Origin of the sequence: Curtobacterium salicis (assembly GCF_011759505.1) — a bacterium.
GTDB classification, from domain to species: Bacteria; Actinomycetota; Actinomycetes; order Actinomycetales; family Microbacteriaceae; genus Curtobacterium; species Curtobacterium salicis.
The window spans coordinates 530513-556770 of sequence record NZ_JAAOYO010000003.1 but is presented as its reverse complement, the minus strand read 5'-3'; the positions used below and the strand labels follow the sequence as shown (position 1 = coordinate 556770).

The following is a 26258-nucleotide window of genomic DNA, read 5'->3' as shown; positions in this document are numbered from 1 at the left end:
ATGGCAGCGGCACGGTCAGCTCGGGGAGCCGTCGTCCCACCGGATCGTCAGGGTGCTGTCCATCACGCCGGAGCCGGTCGCGTCGGCCGCATCGGCCGCTGACACGCCGTCCGCGCCGTCCGCTGACACGCCGTCCGCCACGGTCACCGCGCTCGCCTGCCCTCCGTGCGGCGGGTGCGGGACGGCCTCCCAGTCGACGGTCACGCGCTCACCCGGAACGAGGTACCGGAGATCACGTCCCACGACCGCGCTGAAGTGCACCCAGACGTCGCGCACTGCCGGGAGGCACGGATCACCTCCGACGACCGGGTCCAGGTCGACGACTCCCCACCCCTCGTCCGCACGCCAGCTGCGCACCGTCCCGGTGGTCGTCGTGGTCATGTCGCCATCGTGCGCGCCGCACGCGGCGGACGTCCAGGAAGCCGCCACCGGCCCGGTCGCTCAGACGAGCGCGACCGCACCCCATCCGGCCCGCATCCGGGCGATGGCCCGGTCCCACCCGGACAGCAGGTCGTTGTCGTCCCGCATGAGCGACTGCACCTGCAACCCCTCGTAGAGCGCGACCAGTTGCTCCGCCGCGTGCCGCGGTGACGTCCCGCGGGGTTCACGACCGGCGACCACGTCGCGGACGAGTGCGAGGGTGATGTCCTCGAACGCGTGCACGTACTGGTTCCGGAACCACCCGGCGGCCGGGTGCGTCGGCGCGGACGCCGCACTGAGGGTGGCGATCCGGATGCGCACGAGCCCGGGATCGGCCAGGCCGGACTCCAGACGGGCGCGGAGGTAGGCGGCAGCACCGTGCTGTTCGGCGATCGGCCACAGTGCTGCGCGGTCGCCGTTGTTCCAGCGGTTCATCACGGCGACGACGAGCAGCTCCCACACCGGGTACGCGTCGGTGACGTCCTCGACGGTGAGCTCGGCGATCGCGGCGACCTCTGCCGGCCCGACCGCGTGGAAGTCCGAGCGCCGGAAGGCCTCGATCGCCGCCTGGACGATGCGTGGACGGAGGTCGGCATCGGGCACGGGCATGAGGACGATCATCCGGCCCCGGGCAAGGGTGGCGCGACCGCCAGTTCGAGGGGGGCGGATGATGCGCCTCGGGTCGGAGCGGGATGCGGCCCACTCAGCCCCGGTCGAACGTCAACGTCTCGTCGTCGGCTGCCGTGATGCGTCCCGAGCGCGCGAACTCCGCCCAGATCGCCCGGTGCCCCGGCCCGCGGCGTTCGACGGCCGGCCAGTCCTGCTCCGGCACGAACCGGCTGCCGGCCCACGCCGCGCGGTCGCCGAGCAGCAGCGGGACGTCGCTCATGTGCACCGCGCCGGTCGGCCGCACGGTCACGCCACGGTGCAACCGGTAGACGACGGCCCGTCCACCCGCGGCACGGTGCCGGGCGGCGAAGGCCCGGGCGTCCCGGCCGTAGATGACCTCGCTGAGCGGACGGACGAGCCACCAGCGGAGCAGGGCCCGCCCGAGCCGGGTGCGGGCGACGGTCGGCAGCCCGGGGACCATCGGCACGTAGAGGGCAGCTTCGTCGGACGCGGACCCGATGAGCACCTCGACGTGCGGGGCGACCCGGCGCCAGGCGTCGGGCAGGTCGCGTTCGGCCGGGAGCGGCGCGTGACCGTACTGCGTGCCGAACGGCATCCCGCCCCGCAGCCCGTACGGCAGCGCGACCTTCTCGGCCGCCGCCTGCAGCGCGAGCACGTCGTCCAGCGCGGTGTCCGGTGCCACGGTGCCGACCGCGCGGAGCATCGCACGGTTCATCCGCGCCCGCCGTCGGGAGAGCCCGAGCGGAGCGCTCTGCACGATGGCCCGCTGGAACAGCCCGGCCGTGCCCTCGGCCACCATGAGGTGCGCGATCGCGTCCCCGCCCGCCGACTGCCCGAACAGGGTGATGCGGTCCGGGTCGCCGCCGAACCCCGCGATGTTGGTGTGCACCCACCGCACGGCCTCGACCAGGTCGAGCAGCCCGAGGTTCGCCGGCACCCGTTCCCCGTCGCCGAGGAACCCGAGCACACCGAGCCGGTAGGTGACCGCGACGACGACGACCCGCTGCTCCTCGGCGAGCGCCCGGGGATCGTGGATGGGGATGTCCCCGCCGCCGACGACGTAGGAGCCGCCGTGGATCCACACCATCACGGGCAGCCGTTCGTCCTCGCCGAGGTCGCCGGGCACCGTCACCGAGAGGGCCTGGCAGTCCTCGGAGACTTCAGCCTCGATCGGGTGGATGAGCTCTTCGAGGACCGGCGTCGACGGCTGCGGCGGCACCGGTGCCAGGGTGTCGGCGACGAAGTCCTCGGTGAACGGCGGGACCGGTCGCGGCCGCCCGAACCGCTCGGCGCGCGCGTACGGGATCCCGAGTGCGCGCAGCACGCCGCCGTCCCGGTGACCGACGACCCGGCCGACGGGGGTGGTGAAGGTGCGGGTCGGCGCGGCGGTCATCAGGCAACCGTACGACGGTCCGGGAGGCACGGATCACGTCATGCGGAGATGAAAACTACACACCGGGTGGTTTCTGCGGTAGCGTCGGATCGTCTCGCCGTGGAGCAGTGTCTCCGTCGGCCGCACACCACGTCAGGATCGAAGGAGCCTCTGCAATGCCCACCACCTCTGTGCAGCTGTACTCACTGCGCGACGCGATCGCCGAAGACCTCGACCAGGCCATCGCCCGGGTCCGCGAGATCGGCTACGAGAACGTCGAGCCCTACGCGTTCGTCGAGCGCGCCACCGACCTCGAGCGTGCGTTCGCGGCCACCGGCCTGAAGGCCCCGTCCGGCCACGTCGCCGTGATCGACGCCGACGACACCGCCCCGATCTGGGACGCGGCGGAGCGCCTCGGCATCCACACGGTCATCGACCCGTTCATCCCGACCGACCGCTGGCAGACCGCGGACGACGTCAAGGCGATCGCCGAGCGCGTCAACGTCCTGACCGCCGAGGCCGCGTCCCGTGGCCTGCAGTTCGGCTACCACAACCACCAGTGGGAGTTCACGAACAAGGTCGACGGCCGCACCGTCTACGACCTGTTCGTCGAGCAGCTCGCGCCGGAGACCGTCCTCGAGGTCGACACCTTCTGGGCGACCGTCGGTGGTGCGGACGCCGCTGCCGTGCTCCGAGGCCTCGGCGACCGTGTCGTCGCCATCCACGTGAAGGACGGCAAGGTCGACGGTGACATCCGCACCGCACTGCCCTCGTCCGAGAGCGCCCTCATCGTGCCCGAGGCCCTGCAGCGTGCCTTCGAGAACCAGACCCCGGCCGGCCAGGGCGACGTCGACGTGGCGGGCATCCTCGCCGCGGCGCCGCAGGCCATCCGGGTCGTCGAGTTCGACGCGTACAAGGGCGACGTCTTCGAGGGCATCACCGAGTCCCTCACCTGGCTCCGGGACAACGACAAGTGAGCCGCTCCGGCATCGGCATCATCGGCGCGGGGAACATCTCCACGCAGTACCTCGAGAACCTGACCCAGTTCGCCGACGTCGAGGTCCGCTTCGTCGCCGACGTGCTGCTCGACCGGGCCGCCGCGCAGGCCGAGAAGTACGGCGTCGCGGGTTCCGGCAGCGTCGACGAGCTCCTGGCCCGTGACGACGTGCAGATCGTCATCAACCTGACGATCCCGGCCGTGCACGCCGAGGTCGACCAGCAGATCATCGACGCCGGCAAGCACGTCTGGAGCGAGAAGCCGATCGCCACCGACCACGACTCGGCCGCAGCCGTGCTCGCGTCGGCGCAGGCGAAGGGCCTCCGTGTCGCGACCGCTCCGGACACCGTGCTCGGCGCGGGCATCCAGACGGCACTCCGGGCCATCGCCCGCGGGGACATCGGCGAGCCGCTCACCGCGACGACGCTGTTCCACGTGCCGGGGCCCGAGGCGTGGCACCCGAACCCGGACTTCCTGTTCGCCACCGGTGCCGGCCCCCTGTTCGACATGGGCCCGTACTACGTGACCACGCTCGTGCACGCGTTCGGCACCGCCAGCCGGGTGCAGGCCGTGTCCTCGAAGTCGCTCGACCGTCGCACCATCGCGTCGGGCGACCGTGCCGGCGAGACCTTCCCCGTCGAGGTCCCGACCCACCACGCTGCGCTCATCGAGTTCGCCGGCGGGCAGTCCGCCCAGTCGACGTTCTCGTTCCAGCACGCGCTGCCGCGGATGGGCTTCGTCGAGATCAACGGCACGCTCGGCACGATCTCGCTGCCGGACCCGAACACGTTCGAGGGCGAGTCGACCCTCTGGCGGTACGGGCAGGACGAGCCCGAGACCCTGCCCGCCGTCGGTTCCACCTGGGGCCGTGGCACCGGGGTCGTGGAGCTCGCCCGCGCGATCGCCGAGGACCGACCGGAACGCGCCTCCGGTGCCGTCGCCCTGCACGTCCTCGACGTGCTGCTCGGCATCCGCGACGCTGCCGAGTCCGGCTCCGCCGTCGAGATCACGTCGTCCGTCGACGCGATCCCCCCGCTGCCGGAGGACTTCGACCCGGCCGCCGCGGTCCTGACCGCCGGCGAGTAGCCCGACAGCACCACCACCGCGAACGGCCGGCCCTCCCGAGGGCCGGCCGTTCCGTGTTCCCCGGCGAGGGAGCAGGATGACCGCATGGGCAACGCGTTCTCGACCGGTTGGCGCATCGCGCGTGCACGCCGGTCGGAGTTCCTCGACCCGGCGCGACTCCGACGCCGGACCGTGGTGAGCGGCGCGGTCGCGGTCGTCTCCGGCACGGTCCTGGTGGTTGCAGACCTGCTCTGGGGCGTCTTCGACGGGCAGTGGCCCCTGCGCCTCCTGGCGATCGTCTGCTTCGCGGCCGCACTCGGGTGCCTCGTCGCGGTGTTCCTCCGGGTCCACCGTCGGGAACTCGACGGCCGGGACACCGCCACGCCATCGGGCGACTGGCGCCGCGGCGAGCGCATCGCACGGCAGTTCGCCGCGCGTCCCCCGGCGATGCTCCCGGAGGACCGTGACGAGGTCCTCGCCCGGGCCGAGCGCATCCTCGGACCGTCCGTCGCCCTCGCGGCCCGGTTCGTCCTGCTGCCGACCACCTGGGCGCTCGCGTGGGCCGGAGCGCTGCTGTCCGGGCTCGGCACGCTCGATCACCCGACGCCGTTGCTGATGCCGCCGTTGCTCATGGTGCTGCAGTCGGCCACCTTCATCGTGGTGGTGACGGGCATCGGACGGTCCGACGCCGCACGCCGCCGAGCCCTCGCGCTCGAGCCCGCTCCGGTCGTCGCGGCACCCCCACGGCGGAACGTCGACCCACGCGGCTCGAAGGTCGGTCTCCCCGGCGACTGACCCGCGCTCAGCGGACCGTCCGGCCGCGTGCTCCGGCCACCCGGTGCCCGCGCGCAGCAGGCCGATCGGCAACAACGATGAACAGGCGATCGTCTCCACGCTGACCGGGTCGAGTACGCCTTGCCGGTGAACCCCCGCCGACATCGAACGAACGAGAAGGCACAACGCCCGGACGGGCGCATCCGGCGACGTCTTGGAGCACCGGCCTCATGATGTGCGCCGACACCCATTCGGGAGGTGGCTAGCCACCCCGTTTTTCTGAGAACCTCTCATCAGCATCGCCGTCGATGCTGATGAGGGGGCGCACGATGCAGTTGATCAGCACCTTGGGCACGGGGTCCGGGTTTGTACAAGTCCACGTTCGTGAACTGGTCCGGACAGGCGCAACGTGAATGGAATCGCTGCACGGCCTCGTGATGTGCCGATGTTCACCACCGCGACCGCGAACCGCATGACACCACAGGTGACAGCGGCGCCGCCAACGCCCTTACCCGGGCTCTCCGCATGTCATCGTCTCATCACGCTGGGGGTGGGCGCAGCGGTGCTCTTCGTTCTCGCGGTACTCGCCACCTCGTTACTGAACGACGCCCCCAGCATGCGGATAGTCGTGCCTGTTGTCTTCCTCGGCGGAGGCGGTCTCCTCGCGGTTGTCGCCCTGCGGTTGCAAACCAGGCTCCTCGCCGAACTGCAACACGGGTACACGACTCTCCGCATCCAATTCGGTCGCGCTCGCGGTGACCGGTGGCGTCAACAGTCCGTCGGCGGCGGTCGGCTCGCCTGGGACTACCGCGGCACCTGGTTCCTCCGTTCCGACGGAACTGTTCGAACCCCACCCGTCCCCGACGTCGATCCTCCGGGTTTCTACCCGTCGCCGACCGAAGCCGGCCGTTTCGAGCTCTGGACAGGCCGGAGTTGGGCGGGTCGCTTCCTGCGCTGACCTTGCTCTGAGGATCCGGCTGCCTGTTCACGATCTGAGCGTTCCGGAAGTGCCGACCCCACCGGGTGAGTCACCACTCGCGCTCGCTTTCGCTCAGAAACCCGCACTTGTTCCGACCGCGTCGGCGCACGTGCAATCCGCTTGACGTCGTCGTCGCACGGTTGAGGCCCTCGGCCGTTCCTGAAAGGTTCATTGTGAAACGCTTACTCGCTGCGAGCACTGCTGCTCTGCTCTTGACGACGGTGCTCGTCTCCATTCCGATCGCGGCTGAGGCGGCGGCCAAGACCGGTACCGCCTCAGTGAAGATCGGTACACCGAAGAACATCCCGGCGAACGTCGTGCTCAAGAAGCAGCACTCAGCAGGAGCGCCGCGCTCCGCGATCAAGCCTGGGCAGGGAAGCAGCAAGACGGTGTCGCTCAGCATCGCCCCTGGTGTCTACTCAGTCAGCGTTCCGACATTCGTCTACCGCGGGGTCGCATACGGCGGCAAGGCCTCAGTGTCTCGCGTGAGTATCCGCGCCGGAAAGAAGGCCAGCATCTCGGCCAAGATCACCGCACTACCGGGATCGAAGTCGTTCACCGCGACCGACATCAGCACCACCACGGCCGACCTCAGCTGGTCGGCTCCGAAGGGCTCGTCCGTGTCACTCCGACGGGCATCGGGCTCTGCCGCGCCCAAGACGCGATCCACTGGTTCCCGTGTCGCCGTCACCGGCCACACCGCCCACGTCACCGGTCTGCAGCCGGGCGCCGACTACGCCTACTCGCTGTTCACCAAACTCAAGGGCAAATGGACAGGGCCGCTCACGCTGCGCAGCCGCACGGATGCCGTCGGGACGTCGAACAACGCCGCGTACGTAGCCAATCCTGGGACCGTGTTCGCCAAGTCATCGCAGATCTCAACTGTGTCGATGGTCGGTGCGAATCTTGCGCTGTCCCTCAAGGCCGGCGCGCCCCTGTTGCAGTCCGGAAGCGGTGTGGTCGTCCCCGCGAACCGCGCGCTGCCAGCGGGGTACCTCGGCATCGTCACCGGTGTCGCGTCAGACGGCGTCACCGTACAGCTTCGCCCAGCGGGACTCGCCGACGTGTTCCAGCAGTACCACCTGAGCACCGGGGACACCACCCTCGGTGTCGATCCAACATTCCCGAATGGGTTGAGCACCTCGGCCGTCGACGCGGCACGGGTGAAGCAAGCTGAGTCCGCTGCGTCGCCGGGCGGGGCGCCGGTCTCCACCCCGACGCAGAACAAGAGACTCGACTGCTCCGTGGACACCGGCGCTGATGTGTCATTCGAGAACGCGCTGACTTTCCACCGCATCGTCGAGATGGACATCGACAAGGGCAAGGTGAAGTACAACCTCGGGTTCTCCGTCACGGCCAAGGGTGCTCTCTCGGTGGAGACCACTGTGAGCGCCACCTGCGTCGCGGACATCTTCAGCGGCGCTCAGACGATCCCTGCCAGCCCGGTTCCCCTGATGGTCAAGTGGGACATTTCTGGCTCCGCCGCTGTCAGCGGGGCAGTGAAGGTGTCGAACATCGGTGCAACGGCTACCGGCGGCTTCGGTGCGAAGGGCACTCTGACCACCAAGGGGTTCAAAGCCACGCCCTACACGATCTCTCACGCCGCGCAGCTCACCCCCGTTGTCTCCGCTGAGAACCTCGCGGAAGTGACGCTGGAACTCGGTGGGTCGGTCGCGTTCGGTGTCGGCACCGGCAGCGCCGCTGCTGGTGCTCTCGTCGGCCTGAAGGGTGAGCTCTACCCGCTGAAGGCAACCGCAACACTGTCGCGGACGCCACAGAACTCGACCTGCACAGCGCTGAAGCTCGGGCTCGAATGGAAGGCAGCCCTCGACGCCGAAGCCTGGTTCGGGCCAGAAGGCTGGTGGGGGTCTTTCGAGGCAGAATCCACAAAAGACCTCGTGGGCGGGGAATTCCCCTACATGGACACCGTCCACCTCCCCGAGGGGTGCGACGCCACCGGAGGCAACGAACCAGGCACACCGCCGACCGACACACCGGTCACCCCGCCCATCACGGACGCTCGAACCATCTCGTCCGCGTCGACCAGCCCGGACCTCAGCTGCACGCTGAACACCAACGAGGACTTGATGGGTGAGTACTACAGCGACACGGCGTGCGGCACATTCGTCGCCGTGAACGGAACTCTCTACGGCCCCAATGACATCCCGGCGGCGCACCTCTCGTTCGAGCCGTGGACGCCGATGGCTCAGTCCAACTCAGGTTCCGGTACCGCGGCTGACCCGTTCCGTACCGTGACACGGGTCACCGCCGGAGAGACGGGAGTGCAACTCGTACAGACCGACAGCTGGGTCGCGGGTGGCAGCAGCGTATCGACGCACGTCGAGGTCCAGAACACGACCAACACCACTCAGGACGTTCGCCTGTACCACGCGATCGACTGCTACACGGCCGACGATGACACCGGTACTGGCGGCATCGACACGGCGTCCCAGACGGTCGGGTGCGTGCACGTCGATGACAGCGACGCTGTTCTGTCCCTGCGACTGACGGCAATCACACAGGGCGCAACGATTGCCGAGGGGCTCTATCGCGATGTCTGGTCGGCGATCGACCTCCAGGGTGACCTCAACAACAGCGCCGACGTCGGTGGCGACTATGACAACGGAGAGGCCGTGGCGTGGGCGCTGACCGTTCCCGCCAATTCATCGCGGGAGTTCGAGGCAGTGACGGCGTTCGCCGGACCGATGTAGCGAACTCACGGCTCGGCAAGTCCTGGCGGCCGGGAAGAACCGATCGGTTCCTCCCGGCCGTCAGTTCTCCCCCTGGCAATGAGTCGCGGCGGTCACCAAGATCAGTCCCAGGGTTGCGTTGCTGTCCAAGACTGGGATCCCACACGGGCTTCGGTCCGGATTCCGAAGCCGCCGATGCATGACTTGCGCCTGACCGTTGCCGGATCACTTGTGGGATCCGTGGATCATGCTGTCGGTGGAGTGCAACTCGGTCCGACGCCGCACGCCGCCGAGCCCTCGCGCTCGAGCCAGCCCCGGTCGTCGACGCACCCCCACGGCGGAACGTCGACCCACGCGGCTCGAAGGTCGGTCTCCCCGACGACTGACCCGCGCTCCGCGGACCGTCAGGCCGCGTGCTCCGGCCACCCGGTGCCCACGCGCAGCCGATCCCGGATTCACTCGGGGCATGCGCACCATGGGAGTCGAAGAAGAGCTGCTGCTCATCGACCGGACGACGGGTCACCCGGTCCCGGTCGCGGACCAGGTGCTCGCCCGCGCCGTCGCGGCCGGCGGCCCGGGGGACGGTGGCGAGGTCGTCGGCGAGATGCACCGGGAGGCGATCGAGCTCATCACCCGCCCGCACTCGTCCCTCGCGGCGCTCGGCGGCCAGGTCCTGGCGAACCGCGAGTTCACGGAACTGCTCGCGTCCGAGGCCGGAGCGCATGCCGCCCCGCTCGCCACGTCGCCGTGCCCGGTCACCCCGCACCCCACCGATTCGGCGCGGTACTCGACGATCATGGAGCGGTACGGCAGCCTGCCGCGACGGGTGCTCACCTCGGGTCTGCACGTGCACGTGTCGGTCGACTCACCGGAGGAGGGCGTCGCCGTCCTCGACCAGATCCGCACGTGGACGCCGATCCTCATCGCCATGACCGCGAACTCGCCGTTCCACGACGGTGTCGACACCGGGCACGCCAGCTGGCGGTCGATGCTCTGGAACCAGTGGCCGTCGTCCGGCCCGCAGGAGCGCTACGGCTCCCTGGCTCGCTACCGCGCCGTGACCGAGGCGATGCTCAGCACCGGCACACTGCTCGACGCGGGCATGCTCTACCTCGACGCCCGCCTGTCGCGGAACCACCCGACGGTGGAGGTCCGCGTCGCCGACGTGCCGCTCGACCCCGGCACGACGGTGACGGTCGCCGGTCTGGTCCGTGCCCTGGTGGACACGGCGGCGAACGACGCGGCGGTCGGCCGGGAGGCCCCGAACACGCCCGCCTGCGCGGTCCGGATGGCGAACTGGCGGGCTGCCCTCGACGGACTCGACGGGTGCCTCGTCGACCCGACGACCGAACGCCCGGCACCGGCCCGCGACGTCGTGATGCTGCTCCTGGCCCACGTGCTGCCGGCCCTGACGGCGAACGGCGACGACCAGCTGGTCGAACGCGGCATCGCCGATCTCTTCGCCCGGGGCACCGGTGCCGCCCGCCAGCGTGCGGCACGGCGTCGGGTCGCGGACTCCGGTGCCGAGACCTCCGCGCAGGACCTGGGGCACGTCGCCCTCGCCGCGGCCCGGGCGGTCCCGGCTCCCCGCACCCATCTCGACGCAGCACGCCCTCGGACCGTCGTCGGCCCCGTCCCGGCCGGACCGGACCCGCAGCAGCGCTGACGCTCGGGAGCACCGACGGTCGGGAGTGCTGCCGCTCGGGAGTGTTGCCCCGACGTCAGGCCGGAGCGCCCGGGGCGGTGGTCCCGCCGGTCGGCACGATGCGTTCCAGCAGCCGCAGCACCCGCTCCCCGTCGACCGCGTCCGGGTCGAGCAGCCACTGCACCTGCAGGCCGTCGGACACCGCGATGCTGAGGCTCGCCAGGTCCTCCGCGTCCAGGTCGTCCCGGATCCGTCCCGCCGCCTGGTCGCGCCGGATGAGCTCGGCCAGGTCGGCACGCAGCCGGGTGAACCGGTCGCGCATGAACTCCCGTGTGGCCGGGTGTCCTTCCTGCACGGCGTCGGCCGAGAGGGTCGTGTAGAGCTGGACGAGCCCCGGCACGGCCCGGTTGCGGGCGGCGCTCTCGCGCATGTCGCCGATGGCGGACTTCATCCGCTCGGGTGCGCCCTGCTCGCGCACCTCGTGCTCGCGGTAGACGGCGAGGAGCAGTTCGTCGCGGCTCGGGAAGTAGTGCCGGAGCGCCGCGTGGGTGATCCCGAGGGCGTCGGCGACGGAACGGAGCGAGGACGCGTCGACGCCCTGCTCGGCGACCATCCGGATCATCTCGTCGAGGATCTGGGCCCGTCGCTCGGTGCCCTTGCGGTAGCCGCCGCGGCGCGACGGCGTCGCGGCGTCGTCGTCGGCGGGCTCGGTCACCGTGCCAACTTACCGCTGGAAGGTTTTCGCGGCCAGTGGCGGACGGGAGGCACGGATCACCACCCGGAACGCGCCTCCCGTCCGACGGGTGTCAGGAACCGGCGCCCGACCCGTCGGCGTCCGCGCCGGCCTCTGGCACCGTGTACTCGTCGACCGGTGTCGGCAGGCCGGCGTCGAGCGCGGCCGTGATCTGGGCGAGGCACCGCGCCAGGACCTCGTTGTCCTCGGCGGAGAGGTGGTCGATGACCTCGACGACGGCCTCGTGGAAGATCTCGTACGACTTGTCGATCTTGCGGGCGGCCTGCACGGTCGGCTCGAGCACCTGTGCCCGACGGTCGGTGGGGTGCGGGACCCGGAGCAGGTCACCCTTCTCGACCAGGCCGTCGACGATCTTCGTGACCGAGGCGTTCGACACGGACAGCATCACGGCCAGGTCCTTCGGGCCCATGCTGCGGCCGTCTCGGTGCGCCTGCAGCATGTAGCGGACGGTGAGGAACTCGTTCTTCGTCAGCCCGCTCTCGCCGCGGGCACGTTCGAGCTGGTCCTCTTCGGCGTGCTGCAGGCGGAGCAGGGCGTCGACGGCGGTCTTGGCGGACCGGGTGCGGGGCTCACGCGCGTAGAGGTGGACGTGCTCGCGGCGGACGACGGTCAACGGCATGTGTCGGTGTCTCCCTCACCCGTCCGGCGGGTGGTCGTGCTGGTGGGGCGGACGCTGGCTCGCGCGGTGGGCGGTCAGGCGGCCGGCGCGACGAAGAAGTCGGCGTAGGACAGTTCGGTGCGGCGGGACAGCAGCGACGGGTCCTCGATGCGCTGGGCGACCCAGGCTTCGATGACGGCCGGATCGGTGAGTCCCACACGCGGGTGGGAGCCGCCGAACCGGGTGTCGTGCGTCGTGCCGCGGTACGTGCTCTGCATGGGTGCGCCTTCCTCGTCGAGGGTCTGCTGTCCGTGCGGACGAGGGAACTCTTTCACATCGTGAACTATGAGGGCAACAAACATTTTGTCGAGTTGTACAGTTCGCGCAACGAACGACCCGTAGAGCGTGGGAACGCGGACGAGCCCCTCCTCCGGGCGGAGGAAGGGCTCGTGCGCCGGTCCGGACGGACTACTCCTTGTTGAGCTTGTCCTGCACCGTGCCGGCGATCTTCTCGACCGTGTTCGGCAGCTCCGTCGTGCCGTAGAAGCGCGAGTCCGGGTGCGTGGGCGGCGGCATCGGCACCGACGTCGTGGGGCCGTCGTGGTACGAGTACTCGCCCTTGCCGTCGAACGACGGACCACTCGCCCACGGACCGTTCTTCGCTTCGGCACCGTCGGAGAAGTTGAGGTACTGGTAGTTGACCTCCTGGTTCTCCTTGTGCTGCGGGAAGTTGCTCGGGACCGGCATGGTCTCGAGCCCCTTCTCGCGGAGCTCGGCAGCGGCGGTCGCCCACATGTTCTGGTGCATGGTGTCGCGGGCGATGAGGAAGCTCAGCAGGTCCCGCACGCCGTGGTCGTCGGTCATGTGGTACAGCCGTGCGGCCTGCACACGGCCCTGCATCTCGGCGTTCTCGTTCGCCGTGAAGTCGGCCAGCAGGTTGCCGCTGGCCGTGATGTACGAGCCCTGCCACGGGTTGCCCATGCTGTCGACCGGACGCGCACCGGCGCCGGCGACGATGGCGTGCTGGATGTCCGTGCCGCCGACGACCGCCGCGACCGTCGGGTCGTCCTGCAGCGCGTCTTCCGTGATGCCGAGGGGGGACTTCTCGAGCAGCTGGGCGATCATCGTCGCGAGCATCTCGACGTGGCCCATCTCCTCCGCGCCGATGCCGAACACCATGTCGCGGTACTTGCCCGGGATGTGCATGTTCCACGCCTGGAACTGGTACTGCAGGGCGACGGAGATCTCGCCGTACTGACCGCCGAGCACCTCCTGGAGCTTCCGCGCGTAGACCGCGTCCGGCTTGTCGGGGGTCGCCTTGAACTGGAGCTCTTGCTCGTGGAAGTACAAATCGTTCTCCTGTTTCCGTGTCGGTTCAGATGATCGGGTCGGAGGTGCCGGGTCAGGTGCCGGGTCAGAGGATCGGCGTGCCACCGGTGACGGCGATGCGTGCACCGGAGACGTAGCTGCCGTCGTCACTCGCGAGCAGGACGTAGACCGGGGCCAGCTCGGCGGGCTGACCGGCGCGGCCGAGCGGTGTCTGCGTGCCGAACTGCTCGACCTGCTCGGCGGGCATCGTCGAGGGGATGAGCGGCGTCCAGATCGGCCCGGGCGCGACGCTGTTGACCCGGATGCCGCGTTCCCCGACGAGCTGCGCGAGCGCGGCCGAGAAGTTGGCGATCCCGGCCTTGGTCACGTCGTAGGGCAGCAGCGTCGGGACCGGGTTGTCCGAGTTCACCGAGCTCGTGCCGATGATCGACGCACCGGCGGTCATGTGCGGCAGCGCGGCCTTCGTCAGGTGGAAGTAGGCGCTGAGGTTCGTCGCGAGGGTGTGGTCCCACTCCTCGTCCGTGATCTCCTCGAGCGTCTCGTGGGTCATCTGGTAGGCCGCGTTGTTGACCAGGACGTCGATGCCGCCGAGTTCGGACACCGCGGTGTCGATGACACTGCGGCAGTACGCCGGGTCGCTGACGTCGCCGGGGAACAGGACGGCCTTCCGACCGGCGTCCTCGATCCAGTGCTTGGTCTCCTGCGCGTCCTCTTCCTCCTGTGGCAGGTAGGAGATGAGGACGTCGGCACCCTCGCGGGCGAAGGCGATCGCGACCGCCTTGCCGATGCCGCTGTCCCCGCCGGTGATGACGGCACGCTTGCCGGTGAGCTTGCCGGATCCCCGGTAGCTGGTCTCACCGTGGTCGGGCTTCGGCCCCATCCCCTGCTCGGACCCGGGGGTTGCTGCTGCTGATCGCTCATGTCGCTCCCTGGACGAAGTTCGTCGTGCAGGGGCGATGGTCGGCTGGGGCCGCTGGACGGCCGTCCGGAGTGTTCAGATCACGCGGACGGTCGACCCGGCGCCGGTCAGTACAGGGCCGCGATCCCCCGGGCGTCGCCGGCGCCGAGGGTGCGTTGCGCGGTCTCGCACGTCGACGCGGACGCCTTCATGACCTGCCCGGTCCCCTGCGCCACGTGGCCGAGGCCGTAGACGTGTCCCCACTCGTGCGTCGCGACCCCGCGGAAGTCGAACCGGTTGCCGGAGCAGGTCGCCGCGGAGCCCCACAGGTACCGCGTGGAGTAGCGCTGGTCGGTCTCGACGGCGACACCACCGGAGCGCGACCAGATGCAGGTGACGCCGAGCGTGCCGGCCGGGAGCGCTCCCCACCCGACGACGCTGTACCCGTTCGACGCACCGCACCCGCCCTGGTCGGTGAGCGCCGGGGCCTGCCGCGCCGTGCCGAGGTACTGCTGCGACGCGCTCGAGGTCACGGTCCGGCCGCACGTCGTGATCGATCCCGTCCAGGCCGCGGCGCCCGCCCGGAGCGCCGACACGTTCGAGGCCTTGGCGTTCGTGGGGTTGTACCGCCAGTCCACGGTCCCGTTCCAGTGGTGCCCGGTCAGCGAGTACGCGGTGCTGCCACAGCTCGCCGACGTCGCCTGGCCGGACACCGCCTGCGGGCCGGCGACCGACGCCCCGAGGACGCGACGCTGCAGCGCGGCACGCTCGCGGGTGACCGCCACGGGGGAACCGGACCACGAGCCGTCCGTCTGCACGGCCACACCGGCGCTGCCCGTGTTCGTGACCACGACGTCACCCGGGTCGGCGGACCCCGCGACGGTGACCGGGGCGACCGTGAGCGTCGTGCCCGCGCCGGGGATGACGACGGTCCGTCCGTCCGGCAGGACGAGGGTGGCGGAGGTGACGGTGCACCCGGTCGCCAGGTCGGCCGTCGAGACCGTCGTGCCGGAGCACGTCGTCGTCGCTCCGGCAGGAGCGGCCACGACGGTGGCCAGTGTGATGCCCAGTGCCGCGACGATCGCCGCTGTCATCCGACGCATGGTGGTGCCCCTCGGTTCCGTTCCCGCACCGCCTGATCGGCGCAGGGACCCGAGCCAGTGTGCGGAGCCGGGTGCTCGGGCGTCAAGGCCCCGTCAGGGGCGGACCGTCAGGAGGCCGTGGCGGCCCGACCGAGCCACTCCTCGAGCATCGCCCGCTCGCGTCCGGTGAGCCCGGGCAGCTCCGGAGCGGCGGCACGGACCGCCTGGAGCGCACCGAGGGGCATCGCTCTGCCCTCCGCGGTGCGTCCGTCAGGGGTGTCCACATCGGGGCTGCCGGTGTCCGCCCACGCCGGCGGTCCGGTGACGATCGCCGCCAGCACCGTGTCGAGCATGAGCTCGGGGAGCGTCGACTCGCCGTCCGCCCCACCGCTGGAGAGCATCGTGAGCATGGCACCCGCACCGGCGGCACGGATCATCGCGACCGCTCGCTCCTCGGTGACGCGGAGGCGCCCGGCCGCGGCGATCCGGCGTACCCGGGCGCGCAGGACCGCGAGACCCGCGGCGACGGCCGGTGACCTGTCGTCCCGGTCCGAGGCGTACAGGAGCCGGAACAGCGCGGGGTTCGCGAGCCCGAACGCCACCTGCACACGCCAGGACGCCCGCAGGTCCTCGACGGGGTCGCCGTCATCGTCGGCCTCGGCGGCCGCGTGCTCGGTCTTCGTGGCGACGAACTCGGCCAGCACGTGCTCGGCGACCGCGTCGAGCAGTCCGTCCTTGTCGCCGAACAGCCGGTAGATCGCCGGTGCCTGGACGCCGGCGGCGAGCGCGACGCTCCGCGTGGTGACCGCCGACGCACCGTCCTCGGCGAGCAGGCGTGCGGCCGCCGTGACGATGCGGGAGCGCGGGTCCGGTGCGGGGCTCATGGTTCCGATGCTACTGAGACACGCGGTACCGCTGTTCCCCTGACCGTGTTTCCGGTGATACCTTGCTCGTGTTACCAATGGAAACACGATCGGAGCAGCCATGATCATCGTCACCGGAGCCACCGGACAGCTCGGCGGAGCAGTCGTCGACCAAATCCTCGAGCACCTCCCCGCCCGCGAACTCGCCGTCAGCGTCCGCGACCCCCGCTCGGAGGCCGCCCGTCGCCTCGCCGACCGCGGCGTCCAGGTCCGTCGCGGCGACTTCACCGCGCCGGAGACCCTCCCCGCCGCCTTCGCCGACGCCAGCAGCGTGCTCATCGTCTCCGGACCCGCCGACCCGGAGCCGCACCGCGCCGCCGTCGAGGCCGCCGTCATCGCCGGCGCCGAGCGCATCGTCTACACCGCACACATGGCGGCCTCGCCGGAGTCCCACTTCGGTCCGGCCCGCCAGCACGCCACCACGGAGCGGGACCTCGCGGCCACCGGCATCGCCACGACCTCGCTCCGCAACGGCTTCCACGCCTCCAGCGCACCGTTCATGCTCGGCGCGGGTCTCCGGACCGGCGGACTCCGCCTGCCCGCGGACGGCCCCGTAGCGTGGACCGCGCAGCAGGACCTGGCCGTCGCCGCGGCGATCGCCCTCACCGATCCCGACCGGCTGCACGGCACCACCGCGCCGCTGACCGCGTCCCGTGCCCTGGACATGGACGAGCTGGCCGAGGTGGTCTCGCGGATCACCGGCCGCACGGTCACCCGGACCGTCGTCGACGAGGACGAGTACCGCGCTGGACTCGTCGCGGGCGGCCTCCCCGAGGCGCTCGCCCCGATGATGACCGGGTTCTTCGCAGCCGCCCGCGACGGCGAGTTCGCCACCGTCGACCCCACGCTCGCCGACCTCCTCGGTCACGAGCCGCGCTCCGTCGAGGACGTCCTCACCGAGGCCCTCCGCGCGCGCTGAGGGGTGAGCAGTTGGGCGGGTGAGCAGGTGGGCACCGACGACCGTGCCGGCCGGCACCGACGTCGGACGGGAGGCACGACGGCGGTCCGGCACCGCGCCTCCCGTCCGGCATCCGCACGGCCGGCGTAGCGTCCACGACGTGGATCTCCAGCTGCAGGACCGTGTCGCACTCGTCGTCGGTGGGAAGGGGTACGTCGGCGCCGCCGTCGTCGACCGCCTCCGGCAGGAGGGCGCGACCGTCGTCGTCGCCTCCCGCACCGCCACCGACTCGGCGGACAGCGTCGCGATGGACACTGCCGACCAGGCGTCCGTCGACACCGCCGTCGCCCGGGTGCTCGAGCAGCACGGACACGTCGACGTCCTCGTCGTCACCGCAGCGCCCGCGGCGGACACCCTCGACCCCGACCGTCGCTCGGATCCAGAACAGGTCGCTGCGGCGATCGACGGCAAGGCCCTCGGTTTCCTCCGTGTCGCGAACGCCGTCCTGCCGGCGCAGCGCCGGGCCGGCTTCGGCCGGGTCGTCGTCGTCAGCGGGCAGAACGCCTACCTGTCGGGCAACATCACCACCTCGCTGCGGAACGCGGCGACGAACGTGATCGCGAAGAACCTGGCCGACGAGACCGCGGGGACCGGTGTGACCGTGAACGTCGTGAACCCCGGCACCGTGACCGACGAGCCGAGTGCCGCGGTCCGAGCCGGCGCCGGCGGCGAGTCCAGCCCGCAGCAGATCGCCGACCTGGTCGCGTTCCTGTCGTCCCCGCTGTCGGTCGTCTCCGGCGAGTCGATCTCGATCGCGCACCGCGTCCTCGGCAGCGTCGTCGTCTGACCGACCGGTCCGGCCACACCCCTTCCGTCCCGAGCCGGGCGGGTGTTGACTGCCGCCATGCACCAGGTCCGCTCCGCCGACGGAACGCCCATCGCCTGGGAAGCGATCGGCGCGGCCGACGCTCCCGGTGTCGTCGTCATCGGTGGGGCCTTCAGCACCGCTGACGCCGCGCGGCCGCTCGCCCACGCCCTCACGGAGGTCGGCCTGCGCGGAGTGGTCCTCGACCGCCGTGCCCGAGGCGGTTCCGGTGACACCCGCCCGTACGCTCCCGAGCGCGAGGTCGAGGACCTCATCGCTGTCGCCACGGCGGCCGGCGGGGTCCGAGCCGCGCTCGGGCACTCCTCGGGCGCAGTCCTGACCCTCCGCGCCGCGGCCGGCGGCCTGGACGTCGACCACCTCTTCCTCTCCGAACCACCGTTCGCGTTCGACGACTCGCGCCCGCCGCAGGCGCCCGACCTGGTCGACCGCCTGCAGGCGCACGTCGACGCCGGTCGGCCGGAGGACGCCGTCGTCCTCTTCCAGCGCGAAGCCGTCGGGCTGCCCGCCGAGGTCGTCGAACAGATCCGGAACGCACCCATGTGGCCGGCCCTGGTCGCCGTCGCGCAGTCGACCGTGTACGACGCCACGATCACCGCCGAGACGCCGGTCCCCTCCCCGGCGATGGCGGCCGTGTCGATGCCGGTGACGGTGCTGCGGGGCGGCCGGACCTGGCCGTTCCTGGTGGTCGCGACCGACCGGCTGGCGGAGCTCCTGCCGACCGGGCGGCTCGTGGTCGTCCCGGAGTCGCAGGACCATGCTCTCCACCCGGCGGGAACGGCGCGGGAGGTCGCGGCGGCGCTCGGGTGGGCGGGGCACGGGTGACCGGCGAGTCACCCGGAGAACGACGAAGGCCCCGATCTCTCGATCGGGGCCTTCGTCGTTCTTCGATTGACACTGGTGCGCGAGGGGGGACTTGAACCCCCACGCCGTTTCCAGCACACGGACCTGAACCGTGCGCGTCTACCAATTCCGCCACTCGCGCCAGCGACGAGAACACTACCATGCACAGACGGTGCCCGGAGCCAACCACTACCATGCAGAGGTCAACGACCGAGAACGTGGGGACCATGGGCTTACTGGACAACTTCGAGCGAGGGTTGGAGCGCGCCGTCAACGGTGCGTTCGCCAAGACCTTCCGCTCCGGTGTGCAGCCGGTCGAGATCACCGCGGCCCTGCGGCGTGAACTCGACACGAAGGCCGCAGTCGTCTCCCGCGAGCGCATCCTCGTGCCGAACGAGTTCACGGTGCGTCTCGCTCCGCCGGACCACACCCGCATGAACGACGTCGGGCGTCCGCTGATCGACGAACTCACCCAGCGGGTGCAGCAGCACGCGGTCGCACAGAACTACTCGTTCTCCGGGCCGGTCACGATCCGCCTGCAGCAGGACGGCACGCTCTCCACCGGCATCCTCGAGATCGACTCCACCACGGTGCAGCGTGACCTCGCGTGGGTGGCCGTCCTCGACATCGGGTCGCAGCGCCACCGGCTGCAGCGCGGCCGGACCGTCATCGGACGTGGCACGGACGCGGACATCACGGTCGCCGACACCGGGACGAGCCGCAAGCACGTCGAGGTCCTGTGGGACGGCAAGCACGCCCAGGTGAACGACCTCGGGTCGACGAACGGGTCGAAACTCAACGGTGAGCGCTTCTCCCAGGCCATCCTCGAGCCGGATTCAACCATTGAGATCGGTCGGACCCGTATGGTGTTCCGGGTGATCCCGGAGAACGACGGAGGTGCGCGATGACCACGGGCCTGACCCTGCTCGTGCTGCGCTTCGCGTTCCTCGCGGTGCTGTGGCTCTTCGTCTTCGTGATCGTCTTCGCCCTGCGCAGCGATCTCTTCGGCCAGCGTGTCCGTGCCATCCCGACGGACCCGAAGGCCGGTCCGTCCACACCGACCACCCCGCCGATGCCGGCCGGCGCCGGTACCGCAGCTGCCGCCTCCGGAGCGTCCCCGAGTGCATTCACCGAGCTGATCGGGCAGCCGAGTGCCCCGACCGCCGCTCCCGGCGCGCCGGTCGCCACCCGTCTCGTGATCACCGAGGGCGCCCGCGAGGGCATGGAGATGCCGCTCGGCGGCGGTCCCATCACGATCGGCCGCTCCAGCGAGAGCAACGTCGTGATCCGTGACGACTACACGTCCACGAACCACGCCCGCCTCGACCTGCAGGGCGGGGCCTGGGTCCTCACCGACCTCGGATCGACCAACGGCACCTTCGTCGGCGGGCAGAAGGTCACCGTCCCCACCACCGTGGCGGAACGCACCCCGATCACCATCGGGACGACGACGTTCGAGCTGCGGCGGTAGTCCCGGGATGACGGCTCGCACGCTGAGCGCCGCTGTGTCCCACGTCGGGCGCATCCGCGCGAACAACCAGGACTCCGGCTACGCCGGGCAGCACCTGTTCGCCGTGGCCGACGGCATGGGCGGGCACGCCGGCGGCGACGTCGCCTCCGCGATCGCGATCCGTCGCATCCGTGAGGTCGACCGCGAGTTCCCCTCCGCGCACGACGCCGAGTTCGCCCTGCAGTCCGCCCTGATCGCCGCGAACCAGCTCATCACCGAGACCGTGTTCGAGCACCAGGAACTCACCGGCATGGGCACCACGGTGAGCGCCATGATCCGGGTCGGCGACCAGCTCGCGATCGCCCACATCGGCGACTCCCGCATCTACCGCTGGCGCGACGGCGAACTGCAGCAGATCACCTCGGACCACACCTTCGTCCAGCGCCTCGTCGACAGCGGCCGCATCACGCCGGAAGAAGCCGCGGTGCACCCCCGCCGCTCGGTCCTGATGCGCGTGCTGGGTGACGTCGACGCCGCGCCGGAGGTCGACACCGCGATCATGGACATCCGCCCGGGCGACCGGTGGCTGCTGTGCTCCGACGGACTCTCGTCGTACCTCGCCGAGGAACGCATCCGCCACGCGCTCGCGTCGACGATGGACGCCAACCAGGTCACCCAGCGCCTCGTCAAGGAGACGCTGGACCACGGCGCCCCGGACAACGTCACCGTCGTGGTGCTCGACGTCACGGACTCCGAGCCGGGCGACGACGACGACGCGGCCACCACGGTCGGCTCTGCCGCGGCACCGCTGACCTTCGAGGCCTCGACCGGCCGCAAGCCGATCCGCCTCCCCACGATCCTGCTGCACCCGCTGAAGGTGTCCAGCGCCCCCGAGGACTCGCACTTCGAGCCCGAGTCGGACCAGTACTTCGCCGAACTCATCGCCGAGGACCGCCGTCGCCGCATCCGCCGCCGGGTCTCGTGGTCGATCGCCCTCGTGGTCGCGATCCTGGCGCTCATCGGCGCGCTCTTCCTGGGGTACCGCATCGTCCAGGACCACTACTACGTCGGCACGGACCGCGGATCGGTCGCCATCTACAAGGGCGTGCAGCAGTCCATCGGCCCGATCGCGCTGTCGGACGTCTACGAGGACACCGACATCGCGTTGACCGAGCTCCCCGACTACACGCGCCAGAACGTCCGGTCGACGATCAACGCGACGTCGCTCGGCGACGCCAGGGCGATCGTCGAGCGACTGCGGACGGCCGCCGAGACCGGCCAGGACCAGAGCGGGACAGGAGGCTCCGGTGACGCCCCGACGCCGTCACCGTCCGCCTCGCCCACCGGGTCCGCGACGCCCCGATCCCCGTCACCCTCCCCGTCGAGGAGCGCACGATGAGCGCCACGACCGCACCCTCGTTGACCCAGGCGATCACGATCAAGCTGCGGGAGCCCGCCCGCGCGCGGAACCTCGAGCTCGTGCTGCTCGTCATCGCCTGCGGCATCTGCGCCGGCGCCATGGTGCTCGTGCAGCTCGGCACCAAGGGCCGGGTCTTCGACACGTCGGTGCTGTGGACGGCGGCCTCGATCCTCGGCCTCGCACTGGTGATGCACGTCATCCTGCGGATCGTCGCGAAGAACGCCGACCCCTTCATCCTCCCGGTCGCCCTCGTGCTCAACGGCATCGGCATCGCGGAGATCTACCGGATCGACATCCACAACGGCGTCGAGGGGTGGGCGGCGATCGGTGTGAAGCAGATCGCCTGGACCCTGCTCGCCATGGTGTTCGCCATCGTGACGATCCTGCTCGTGCGCAACCACCGGTTCCTGCAGCGCTACCGGTACATCTTCATGCTGCTGACCATCGTGCTGCTCCTGCTGCCGATGCTCCCCGGCATCGGCACGAACATCGGTGGTGCCCGCGTCTGGATCCGGATCGGGCCGTTCTCGTTCCAGCCCGGCGAGCTCGCGAAGATCACGATGGCGCTGTTCTTCGCCGGCTACCTCGTCACCGCCCGGGACAGCCTGTCGATCGTCGGCCGGAAGTTCCTCGGCATGACGTTCCCCCGCGCCCGCGACCTCGGTCCGATCCTCATCATCTGGGGTGTGGCGATGAGCGTGCTGGTGTTCCAGCGCGACCTCGGCACCGCGCTGCTGTACTTCGGCCTGTTCCTCGTGATGATCTACGTCGCGACCGCACGCCTCAGCTGGGTCGTGATCGGTCTGGTGCTGTTCATCGGCGGCGCCCTCGTGGCGGCGAGTGTCCTGGTCTACGTGCAGGGCCGGTTCGAGCAGTGGCTCAACCCGTTCGACCAGCAGATCTTCCTGCGGCAGACGCAGGGCAGCTACCAGCTCGTGCAGGGCCTGTTCGGGTTCGCCAACGGCGGCATCACCGGCACCGGACTCGGGCAGGGCCGCCCGTACATCACCCCGGTCGCCAACGCCGACTACATCATCTCGTCGCTCGGTGAAGAGCTCGGGCTGATCGGTGTCTTCGCGATCCTCGGCCTGTTCGTGATCCTGGTGTCCCGGGGCATCCGCGTCGGCTTCATGGCGCAGGACGACTTCGGCAAGCTGCTCGGCATCGGCTTCGGCTTCACGATCGCCCTGCAGGTCTTCGTCGTCGTCGGGGGCATCACCCGCATCATCCCCGTCACCGGACTCACCACGCCGTTCATGGCAGCCGGTGGTTCGTCACTCGTGGCGAACTGGATCATCGCGGCGATGCTGCTGCGGCTGACCGACTCCATCCCCGCCGAGCAGCGTGTCCAGCAGGGTGCGTTCTCCGAGCGGGGCAACACCGGCCGCGGCCGGTCCAGGAAGGAGCGCCGGTGAACCGCCAACTCCGCGGCGTCTCGACCGTCGTCGTGCTCATGTTCGTCGCGCTCTTCGTGTCGACGACGTCCATCCAGTTCTTCGCGGCGGACTCGCTCCGTGCCGACAGCCGCAACTCCCGAACCATCCTGGACAGTTACTCGACCAAGCGCGGCGCGATCCTGGTCGACGGCAAGCCGATCGCCGAGTCCACCGCGGTCGACGACCAGTACCAGTACCAGCGCAAGTACAACAGCGGCGAGCTCTACTCGGCCGTCACGGGGTACTTCACGATCGGGCAGGGCAACGCCGGCATCGAGGGCGCGGAGAACGCCGTGCTGTCGGGCAACAGCGACGACTCGTTCTTCCAGAACCTCAACTCGATCCTCACCGGTCAGGACGTCCAGGGCGACAACGTGAACCTGACGATCGACCCCGACGTGCAGCAGGCCGCCTACGACGCCCTCGGAGCCAACACCGGCGCCGTCGTCGCGATCCAGCCGAAGACCGGCAAGATCCTCGCGATGGTGTCGAAGCCGGGCTACGACCCGAACACGCTCACCTCCCACGACACCAAGGACGTCATCGCGCGCTACCAGGCGCTCGAGTCGGACGCGTCCAAGCCGCTGGCGAACCGGGCGATCGCCGGCGACCTCTACACGCCCGGATCGGTCTTCAAGCTCGTGGTGGCCTCCGCCGCACTGGCGAGCGGGGACTACACGCTCGACTCGACCCTGCCGAACCCCTCGACGCTGACCCTGCCCGGCACGAGTTCGCGGATCAACAACGCCGAGGGCGGCAGCTGCGGCGGCGGCGACCAGGTGAAGCTCCGCGTCGCGATCCAGTACTCGTGCAACATCCCCTTCGCGGAACTCGGGCGGAAGCTCGGGTACGAGACGATCAAGAAGACGGCCGACGCGTACGGCTTCGGCAGCGTCATCGACGTCCCGACCTCGGCGACGCCGAGCCAGTACCCCGAGCCCGAATCGACCGCGCAGCTCATGCTCAGCGCCTTCGGTCAGGCGAACGACCGGGTGACCCCGCTGCAGATGGCGATGGTGTCCGCGGGCATCGCGAACGGCGGCAAGGTCATGCAGCCGTCGCTCGTCGAGTCGATCGAGACCAGCGACCTGAAGACCGTCGAGTCCTTCTCGCCGAAGCAGTACAGCGCCCCGCTCTCCTCCGGCGACGCGTCCGACCTGACCGAGGCGATGCAGAGCGTCGTCAACGCCGGGACCGGAACGAATGCGAAGATCGACGGTGTCGACGTCGCGGGCAAGACCGGTACTGCCGAAGGCGGGACCGGCGATCCCTACACACTCTGGTTCACGGGCTTCGCCCCGGCCAAGGACCCCGAGGTCGCGGTCGCCGTGGTCGTCGGGAACGGCGGCGGGCTCGGGCAGTCCGGAGTCGGCAACACGGTCGCGGCTCCCGTCGCGAAGAAGGTCATGGAGGCGGTGCTGAACAAATGAGACCCACCAGCGGACTCACCTTCGGTGGGCGGTACCAGCTCTCGTCCCGGGTCGCCATCGGCGGCATGGGAGAGGTGTGGCAGGCGACTGACCTGGTCATCGGGCGCACCGTCGCCCTGAAGATCCTCAAGGACGAGTACCTCGGCGACCCCGGGTTCCTCGAGCGCTTCCGCGCCGAGGCCCGGCACGCCGCGCTCGTCAACCACGAGGGCATCGCCAACGTCTTCGACTACGGCGAGGAAGACGGCAGCGCCTACCTCGTCATGGAACTCGTCCCCGGCGAGGCCCTGTCCACGATGATCGAGCGCGAGCACACCCTGCCCGTCGACAAGGTGCTCGACATCGTCGCCCAGACCGCGAACGCGCTGCAGGCTGCGCACGCCGTCGGACTGGTCCACCGCGACATCAAGCCGGGCAACCTGCTCATCACGCCGGACGGCCGCGTCAAGATCACCGACTTCGGGATCGCCCGCATCGCCGACCAGGTCCCGCTCACCGCGACCGGCCAGGTCATGGGCACCGTCCAGTACCTCTCGCCCGAGCAGGCCAGCGGTCACCCGGCGTCCCCGTCCACGGACGTGTACTCGCTCGGCATCGTCGCGTACGAGTGCCTGGCCGGACGTCGTCCGTTCACGGGCGAGTCGCAGGTCGCCATCGCGATGGCGCACATCAACGACCAGCCGCCCGCGCTCCCGGGGACCGTCCCGGAACCGGTCGCCGCGCTCGTGATGTCGTGCATCGCGAAGAAGCCCGCCGACCGCCCGGCCACCGCGGCGAACCTCGCCCGCGCTGCCCAGGCCCTCCGTCGTGGTGACGTCGCCGCGGCGACCGTCGCGGTGCCCGCCATCGCCGGCGCCGGCACGGTCGCGTTCAACCCGCCGCCCGGCAACGACGCGGCGACCGCGCTCATCGGGACCCAGGCGAACGCCCCCGTCGTCGGTGCCGGCGTGCCCCGCAGCCCGGCCGGTCCCGAGGACGACTCCGACGAGCGGAAGAGCCGGGCCTGGATCTGGTGGGTCGTCGGGGCCGTCGTGGTGATCGCCGCGATCGTGATCGGGGTGCTCGTCTTCGCGAACGGGGACCCGGACCCGAAGCCGACCTCGCCGCCCACGCGCGACTCGACACCGTCGCAGGTGCAGACACCGAGCCAGGAGCCGTCGGCCACCCCGACGGAGACCCGGACGACGATCAACCCCGCGGACTACGTCGGTCGTCCCACCGACCAGGTCACCGGTGAACTGCAGGGCATGGGACTCGCGGTGCAGGTGCAGGACGGCGACCCCGCCGAGACCGCCGAGCAGGCGAACACCGTGCAGTCGATCAGCCCGACCGGCAGCCTGGCGGACGGCTCGCTCGTGACGCTCCGCGAGTACACGGCACCGCCGTCGGTGAACAAGCCGAACACGCCGAGCGCCGGTGCGGTCTCGGCCACGGGCGCCGTGACGTTCAGCTGGTCCACCGCGACCTGCCCCACGGGCTACACGGTCTCGAAGTACTCGTGGACCGTGTCCGGCGGAAAGGACGCGTCCGGCGCCACGAGCGGTGACACGTCCGAGACCTCGGTCGACATCCAGGCGGACCAGGCGGGCAACGACGTGACGCTGTCCTACACGGTCACGTGCGGCAACCTCGCCGCGTCGAGCAGTTCCGACCCCGCGACCGCCACCTGGGTCGCTCCGCCGGAGCCGACCGACGCGCCGACGCCGACGGCCACGCCCCAGGACTGACCGGACCTGATGTCC

24 protein-coding genes and 1 tRNA gene are annotated in these 26258 nt (G+C 70.5%); 14 read left to right on the top strand and 11 right to left on the bottom strand.

The window, feature by feature from the left end:
• Window positions 1-15: 15 nt before the first annotated feature.
• The 3 genes from E9228_RS16790 to E9228_RS11160 all read right to left on the bottom strand — a co-directional run bounded on the left by E9228_RS16790 (window position 16) and on the right by E9228_RS11160 (window position 2443).
• Window positions 16-381, bottom strand: a complete 366-nt coding sequence (locus tag E9228_RS16790) for a S1 domain-containing protein (protein WP_208385844.1) — start codon at window positions 379-381, stop codon at window positions 16-18.
• 60 nt (window positions 382-441) lie between these two features.
• Window positions 442-1029: a TetR/AcrR family transcriptional regulator gene (locus E9228_RS11165; protein ID WP_166780616.1), complete on the bottom strand. Its 588-nt coding sequence runs from the start codon at window positions 1027-1029 to the stop codon at window positions 442-444.
• Window positions 1030-1123: 94 nt separating this feature from the next.
• Window positions 1124-2443, bottom strand: coding sequence for a carboxylesterase family protein (locus E9228_RS11160; RefSeq protein ID WP_166780615.1), 1320 nt, complete (start codon window positions 2441-2443; stop codon window positions 1124-1126).
• A 155-nt stretch (window positions 2444-2598) separates the two neighbouring features.
• Between E9228_RS11160 and E9228_RS11155 the strand changes: the two genes are divergently transcribed.
• The 5 genes from E9228_RS11155 to E9228_RS11135 all read left to right on the top strand — a co-directional run bounded on the left by E9228_RS11155 (window position 2599) and on the right by E9228_RS11135 (window position 10593).
• Window positions 2599-3399 carry a sugar phosphate isomerase/epimerase family protein gene (locus tag E9228_RS11155; RefSeq protein ID WP_208385843.1) on the top strand — a complete coding sequence of 267 codons (801 nt, stop codon included), beginning with the start codon at window positions 2599-2601 and terminating at the stop codon, window positions 3397-3399.
• Window positions 3396-4505, top strand: coding sequence for a Gfo/Idh/MocA family oxidoreductase (locus tag E9228_RS11150; RefSeq protein ID WP_166780614.1), 1110 nt, complete (start codon window positions 3396-3398; stop codon window positions 4503-4505). Before E9228_RS11155 ends, E9228_RS11150 begins: the two co-directional genes overlap by 4 nt.
• Window positions 4506-4589: 84 nt before the next feature.
• Window positions 4590-5279, top strand: coding sequence for a hypothetical protein (locus E9228_RS11145; protein ID WP_166780613.1), 690 nt, complete (start codon window positions 4590-4592; stop codon window positions 5277-5279).
• A gap of 1131 nt (window positions 5280-6410) precedes the next feature.
• Entirely contained in the window at window positions 6411-8948 is a 2538-nt protein-coding gene (locus E9228_RS11140) for a fibronectin type III domain-containing protein (protein ID WP_166780612.1), read from the top strand.
• Between the two features lie 445 nt (window positions 8949-9393).
• On the top strand, window positions 9394-10593 hold the full coding sequence (locus tag E9228_RS11135) for a carboxylate-amine ligase (RefSeq protein WP_166780611.1): 1200 nt from the start codon (window positions 9394-9396) through the stop codon (window positions 10591-10593).
• A gap of 55 nt (window positions 10594-10648) precedes the next feature.
• Here the strand turns inward: E9228_RS11135 and E9228_RS11130 are convergent, their stop codons facing one another.
• The 7 genes from E9228_RS11130 to E9228_RS11100 all read right to left on the bottom strand — a co-directional run bounded on the left by E9228_RS11130 (window position 10649) and on the right by E9228_RS11100 (window position 16117).
• Window positions 10649-11287: a TetR/AcrR family transcriptional regulator gene (locus tag E9228_RS11130; protein WP_341849866.1), complete on the bottom strand. Its 639-nt coding sequence runs from the start codon at window positions 11285-11287 to the stop codon at window positions 10649-10651.
• 91 nt (window positions 11288-11378) lie between these two features.
• Complete coding sequence (locus E9228_RS11125) at window positions 11379-11945, bottom strand: MarR family winged helix-turn-helix transcriptional regulator (RefSeq protein ID WP_166780610.1); 567 nt, start codon at window positions 11943-11945, stop codon at window positions 11379-11381.
• A 74-nt stretch (window positions 11946-12019) separates the two neighbouring features.
• On the bottom strand, window positions 12020-12202 hold the full coding sequence (locus tag E9228_RS11120; protein WP_166780609.1) for a hypothetical protein: 183 nt from the start codon (window positions 12200-12202) through the stop codon (window positions 12020-12022).
• 190 nt (window positions 12203-12392) lie between these two features.
• Window positions 12393-13274, bottom strand: coding sequence for a manganese catalase (locus tag E9228_RS11115; protein ID WP_166780608.1), 882 nt, complete (start codon window positions 13272-13274; stop codon window positions 12393-12395).
• A gap of 64 nt (window positions 13275-13338) precedes the next feature.
• Window positions 13339-14133, bottom strand: coding sequence for an SDR family oxidoreductase (locus tag E9228_RS11110; protein WP_166780607.1), 795 nt, complete (start codon window positions 14131-14133; stop codon window positions 13339-13341).
• Window positions 14134-14279: 146 nt separating this feature from the next.
• Window positions 14280-15245 (bottom strand): matrixin family metalloprotease, encoded by a 966-nt coding sequence (locus E9228_RS11105; protein WP_166780606.1) that lies wholly within the window; start codon window positions 15243-15245, stop codon window positions 14280-14282.
• A 116-nt stretch (window positions 15246-15361) separates the two neighbouring features.
• Window positions 15362-16117 carry a TetR/AcrR family transcriptional regulator gene (locus E9228_RS11100; RefSeq protein WP_166780605.1) on the bottom strand — a complete coding sequence of 252 codons (756 nt, stop codon included), beginning with the start codon at window positions 16115-16117 and terminating at the stop codon, window positions 15362-15364.
• 100 nt (window positions 16118-16217) lie between these two features.
• Between E9228_RS11100 and E9228_RS11095 the strand changes: the two genes are divergently transcribed.
• The 3 genes from E9228_RS11095 (at window position 16218) to E9228_RS11085 (ending at window position 18762) form a co-directional block, all read left to right on the top strand.
• Complete coding sequence (locus tag E9228_RS11095) at window positions 16218-17075, top strand: NmrA family NAD(P)-binding protein (RefSeq protein WP_166780604.1); 858 nt, start codon at window positions 16218-16220, stop codon at window positions 17073-17075.
• Between the two features lie 139 nt (window positions 17076-17214).
• A complete protein-coding gene (locus tag E9228_RS11090) occupies window positions 17215-17901 on the top strand; it encodes an SDR family NAD(P)-dependent oxidoreductase (protein WP_166780603.1) in 687 nt (228 codons plus the stop codon).
• 57 nt (window positions 17902-17958) lie between these two features.
• Complete coding sequence (locus E9228_RS11085; RefSeq protein WP_166780602.1) at window positions 17959-18762, top strand: alpha/beta fold hydrolase; 804 nt, start codon at window positions 17959-17961, stop codon at window positions 18760-18762.
• A 73-nt stretch (window positions 18763-18835) separates the two neighbouring features.
• Here the strand turns inward: E9228_RS11085 and E9228_RS11080 are convergent.
• A tRNA-Leu gene (locus tag E9228_RS11080) sits at window positions 18836-18922 on the bottom strand.
• An 85-nt stretch (window positions 18923-19007) separates the two neighbouring features.
• On the opposite strand from E9228_RS11080, the gene E9228_RS11075 reads away from it, so the two are divergent.
• The 6 genes from E9228_RS11075 to E9228_RS11050 are packed head-to-tail and all read left to right on the top strand — an operon-like array spanning window position 19008 to window position 26243.
• A complete protein-coding gene (locus tag E9228_RS11075) occupies window positions 19008-19688 on the top strand; it encodes an FhaA domain-containing protein (protein ID WP_166780601.1) in 681 nt (226 codons plus the stop codon).
• Window positions 19685-20251: an FHA domain-containing protein FhaB/FipA gene (locus tag E9228_RS11070; protein WP_166780600.1), complete on the top strand. Its 567-nt coding sequence runs from the start codon at window positions 19685-19687 to the stop codon at window positions 20249-20251. Before E9228_RS11075 ends, E9228_RS11070 begins: the two co-directional genes overlap by 4 nt.
• A 7-nt stretch (window positions 20252-20258) precedes the next feature.
• On the top strand, window positions 20259-21629 hold the full coding sequence (locus E9228_RS11065) for a Stp1/IreP family PP2C-type Ser/Thr phosphatase (RefSeq protein WP_166780599.1): 1371 nt from the start codon (window positions 20259-20261) through the stop codon (window positions 21627-21629).
• Window positions 21626-23065: an FtsW/RodA/SpoVE family cell cycle protein gene (locus E9228_RS11060; RefSeq protein ID WP_166780598.1), complete on the top strand. Its 1440-nt coding sequence runs from the start codon at window positions 21626-21628 to the stop codon at window positions 23063-23065. The genes E9228_RS11065 and E9228_RS11060 overlap by 4 nt, the downstream gene beginning before the upstream one ends.
• A complete protein-coding gene (locus tag E9228_RS11055) occupies window positions 23062-24516 on the top strand; it encodes a penicillin-binding transpeptidase domain-containing protein (RefSeq protein WP_166780597.1) in 1455 nt (484 codons plus the stop codon). Before E9228_RS11060 ends, E9228_RS11055 begins: the two co-directional genes overlap by 4 nt.
• Entirely contained in the window at window positions 24513-26243 is a 1731-nt protein-coding gene (locus E9228_RS11050; RefSeq protein ID WP_166780596.1) for a serine/threonine-protein kinase, read from the top strand. Before E9228_RS11055 ends, E9228_RS11050 begins: the two co-directional genes overlap by 4 nt.
• Window positions 26244-26258 lie beyond the last annotated feature (15 nt).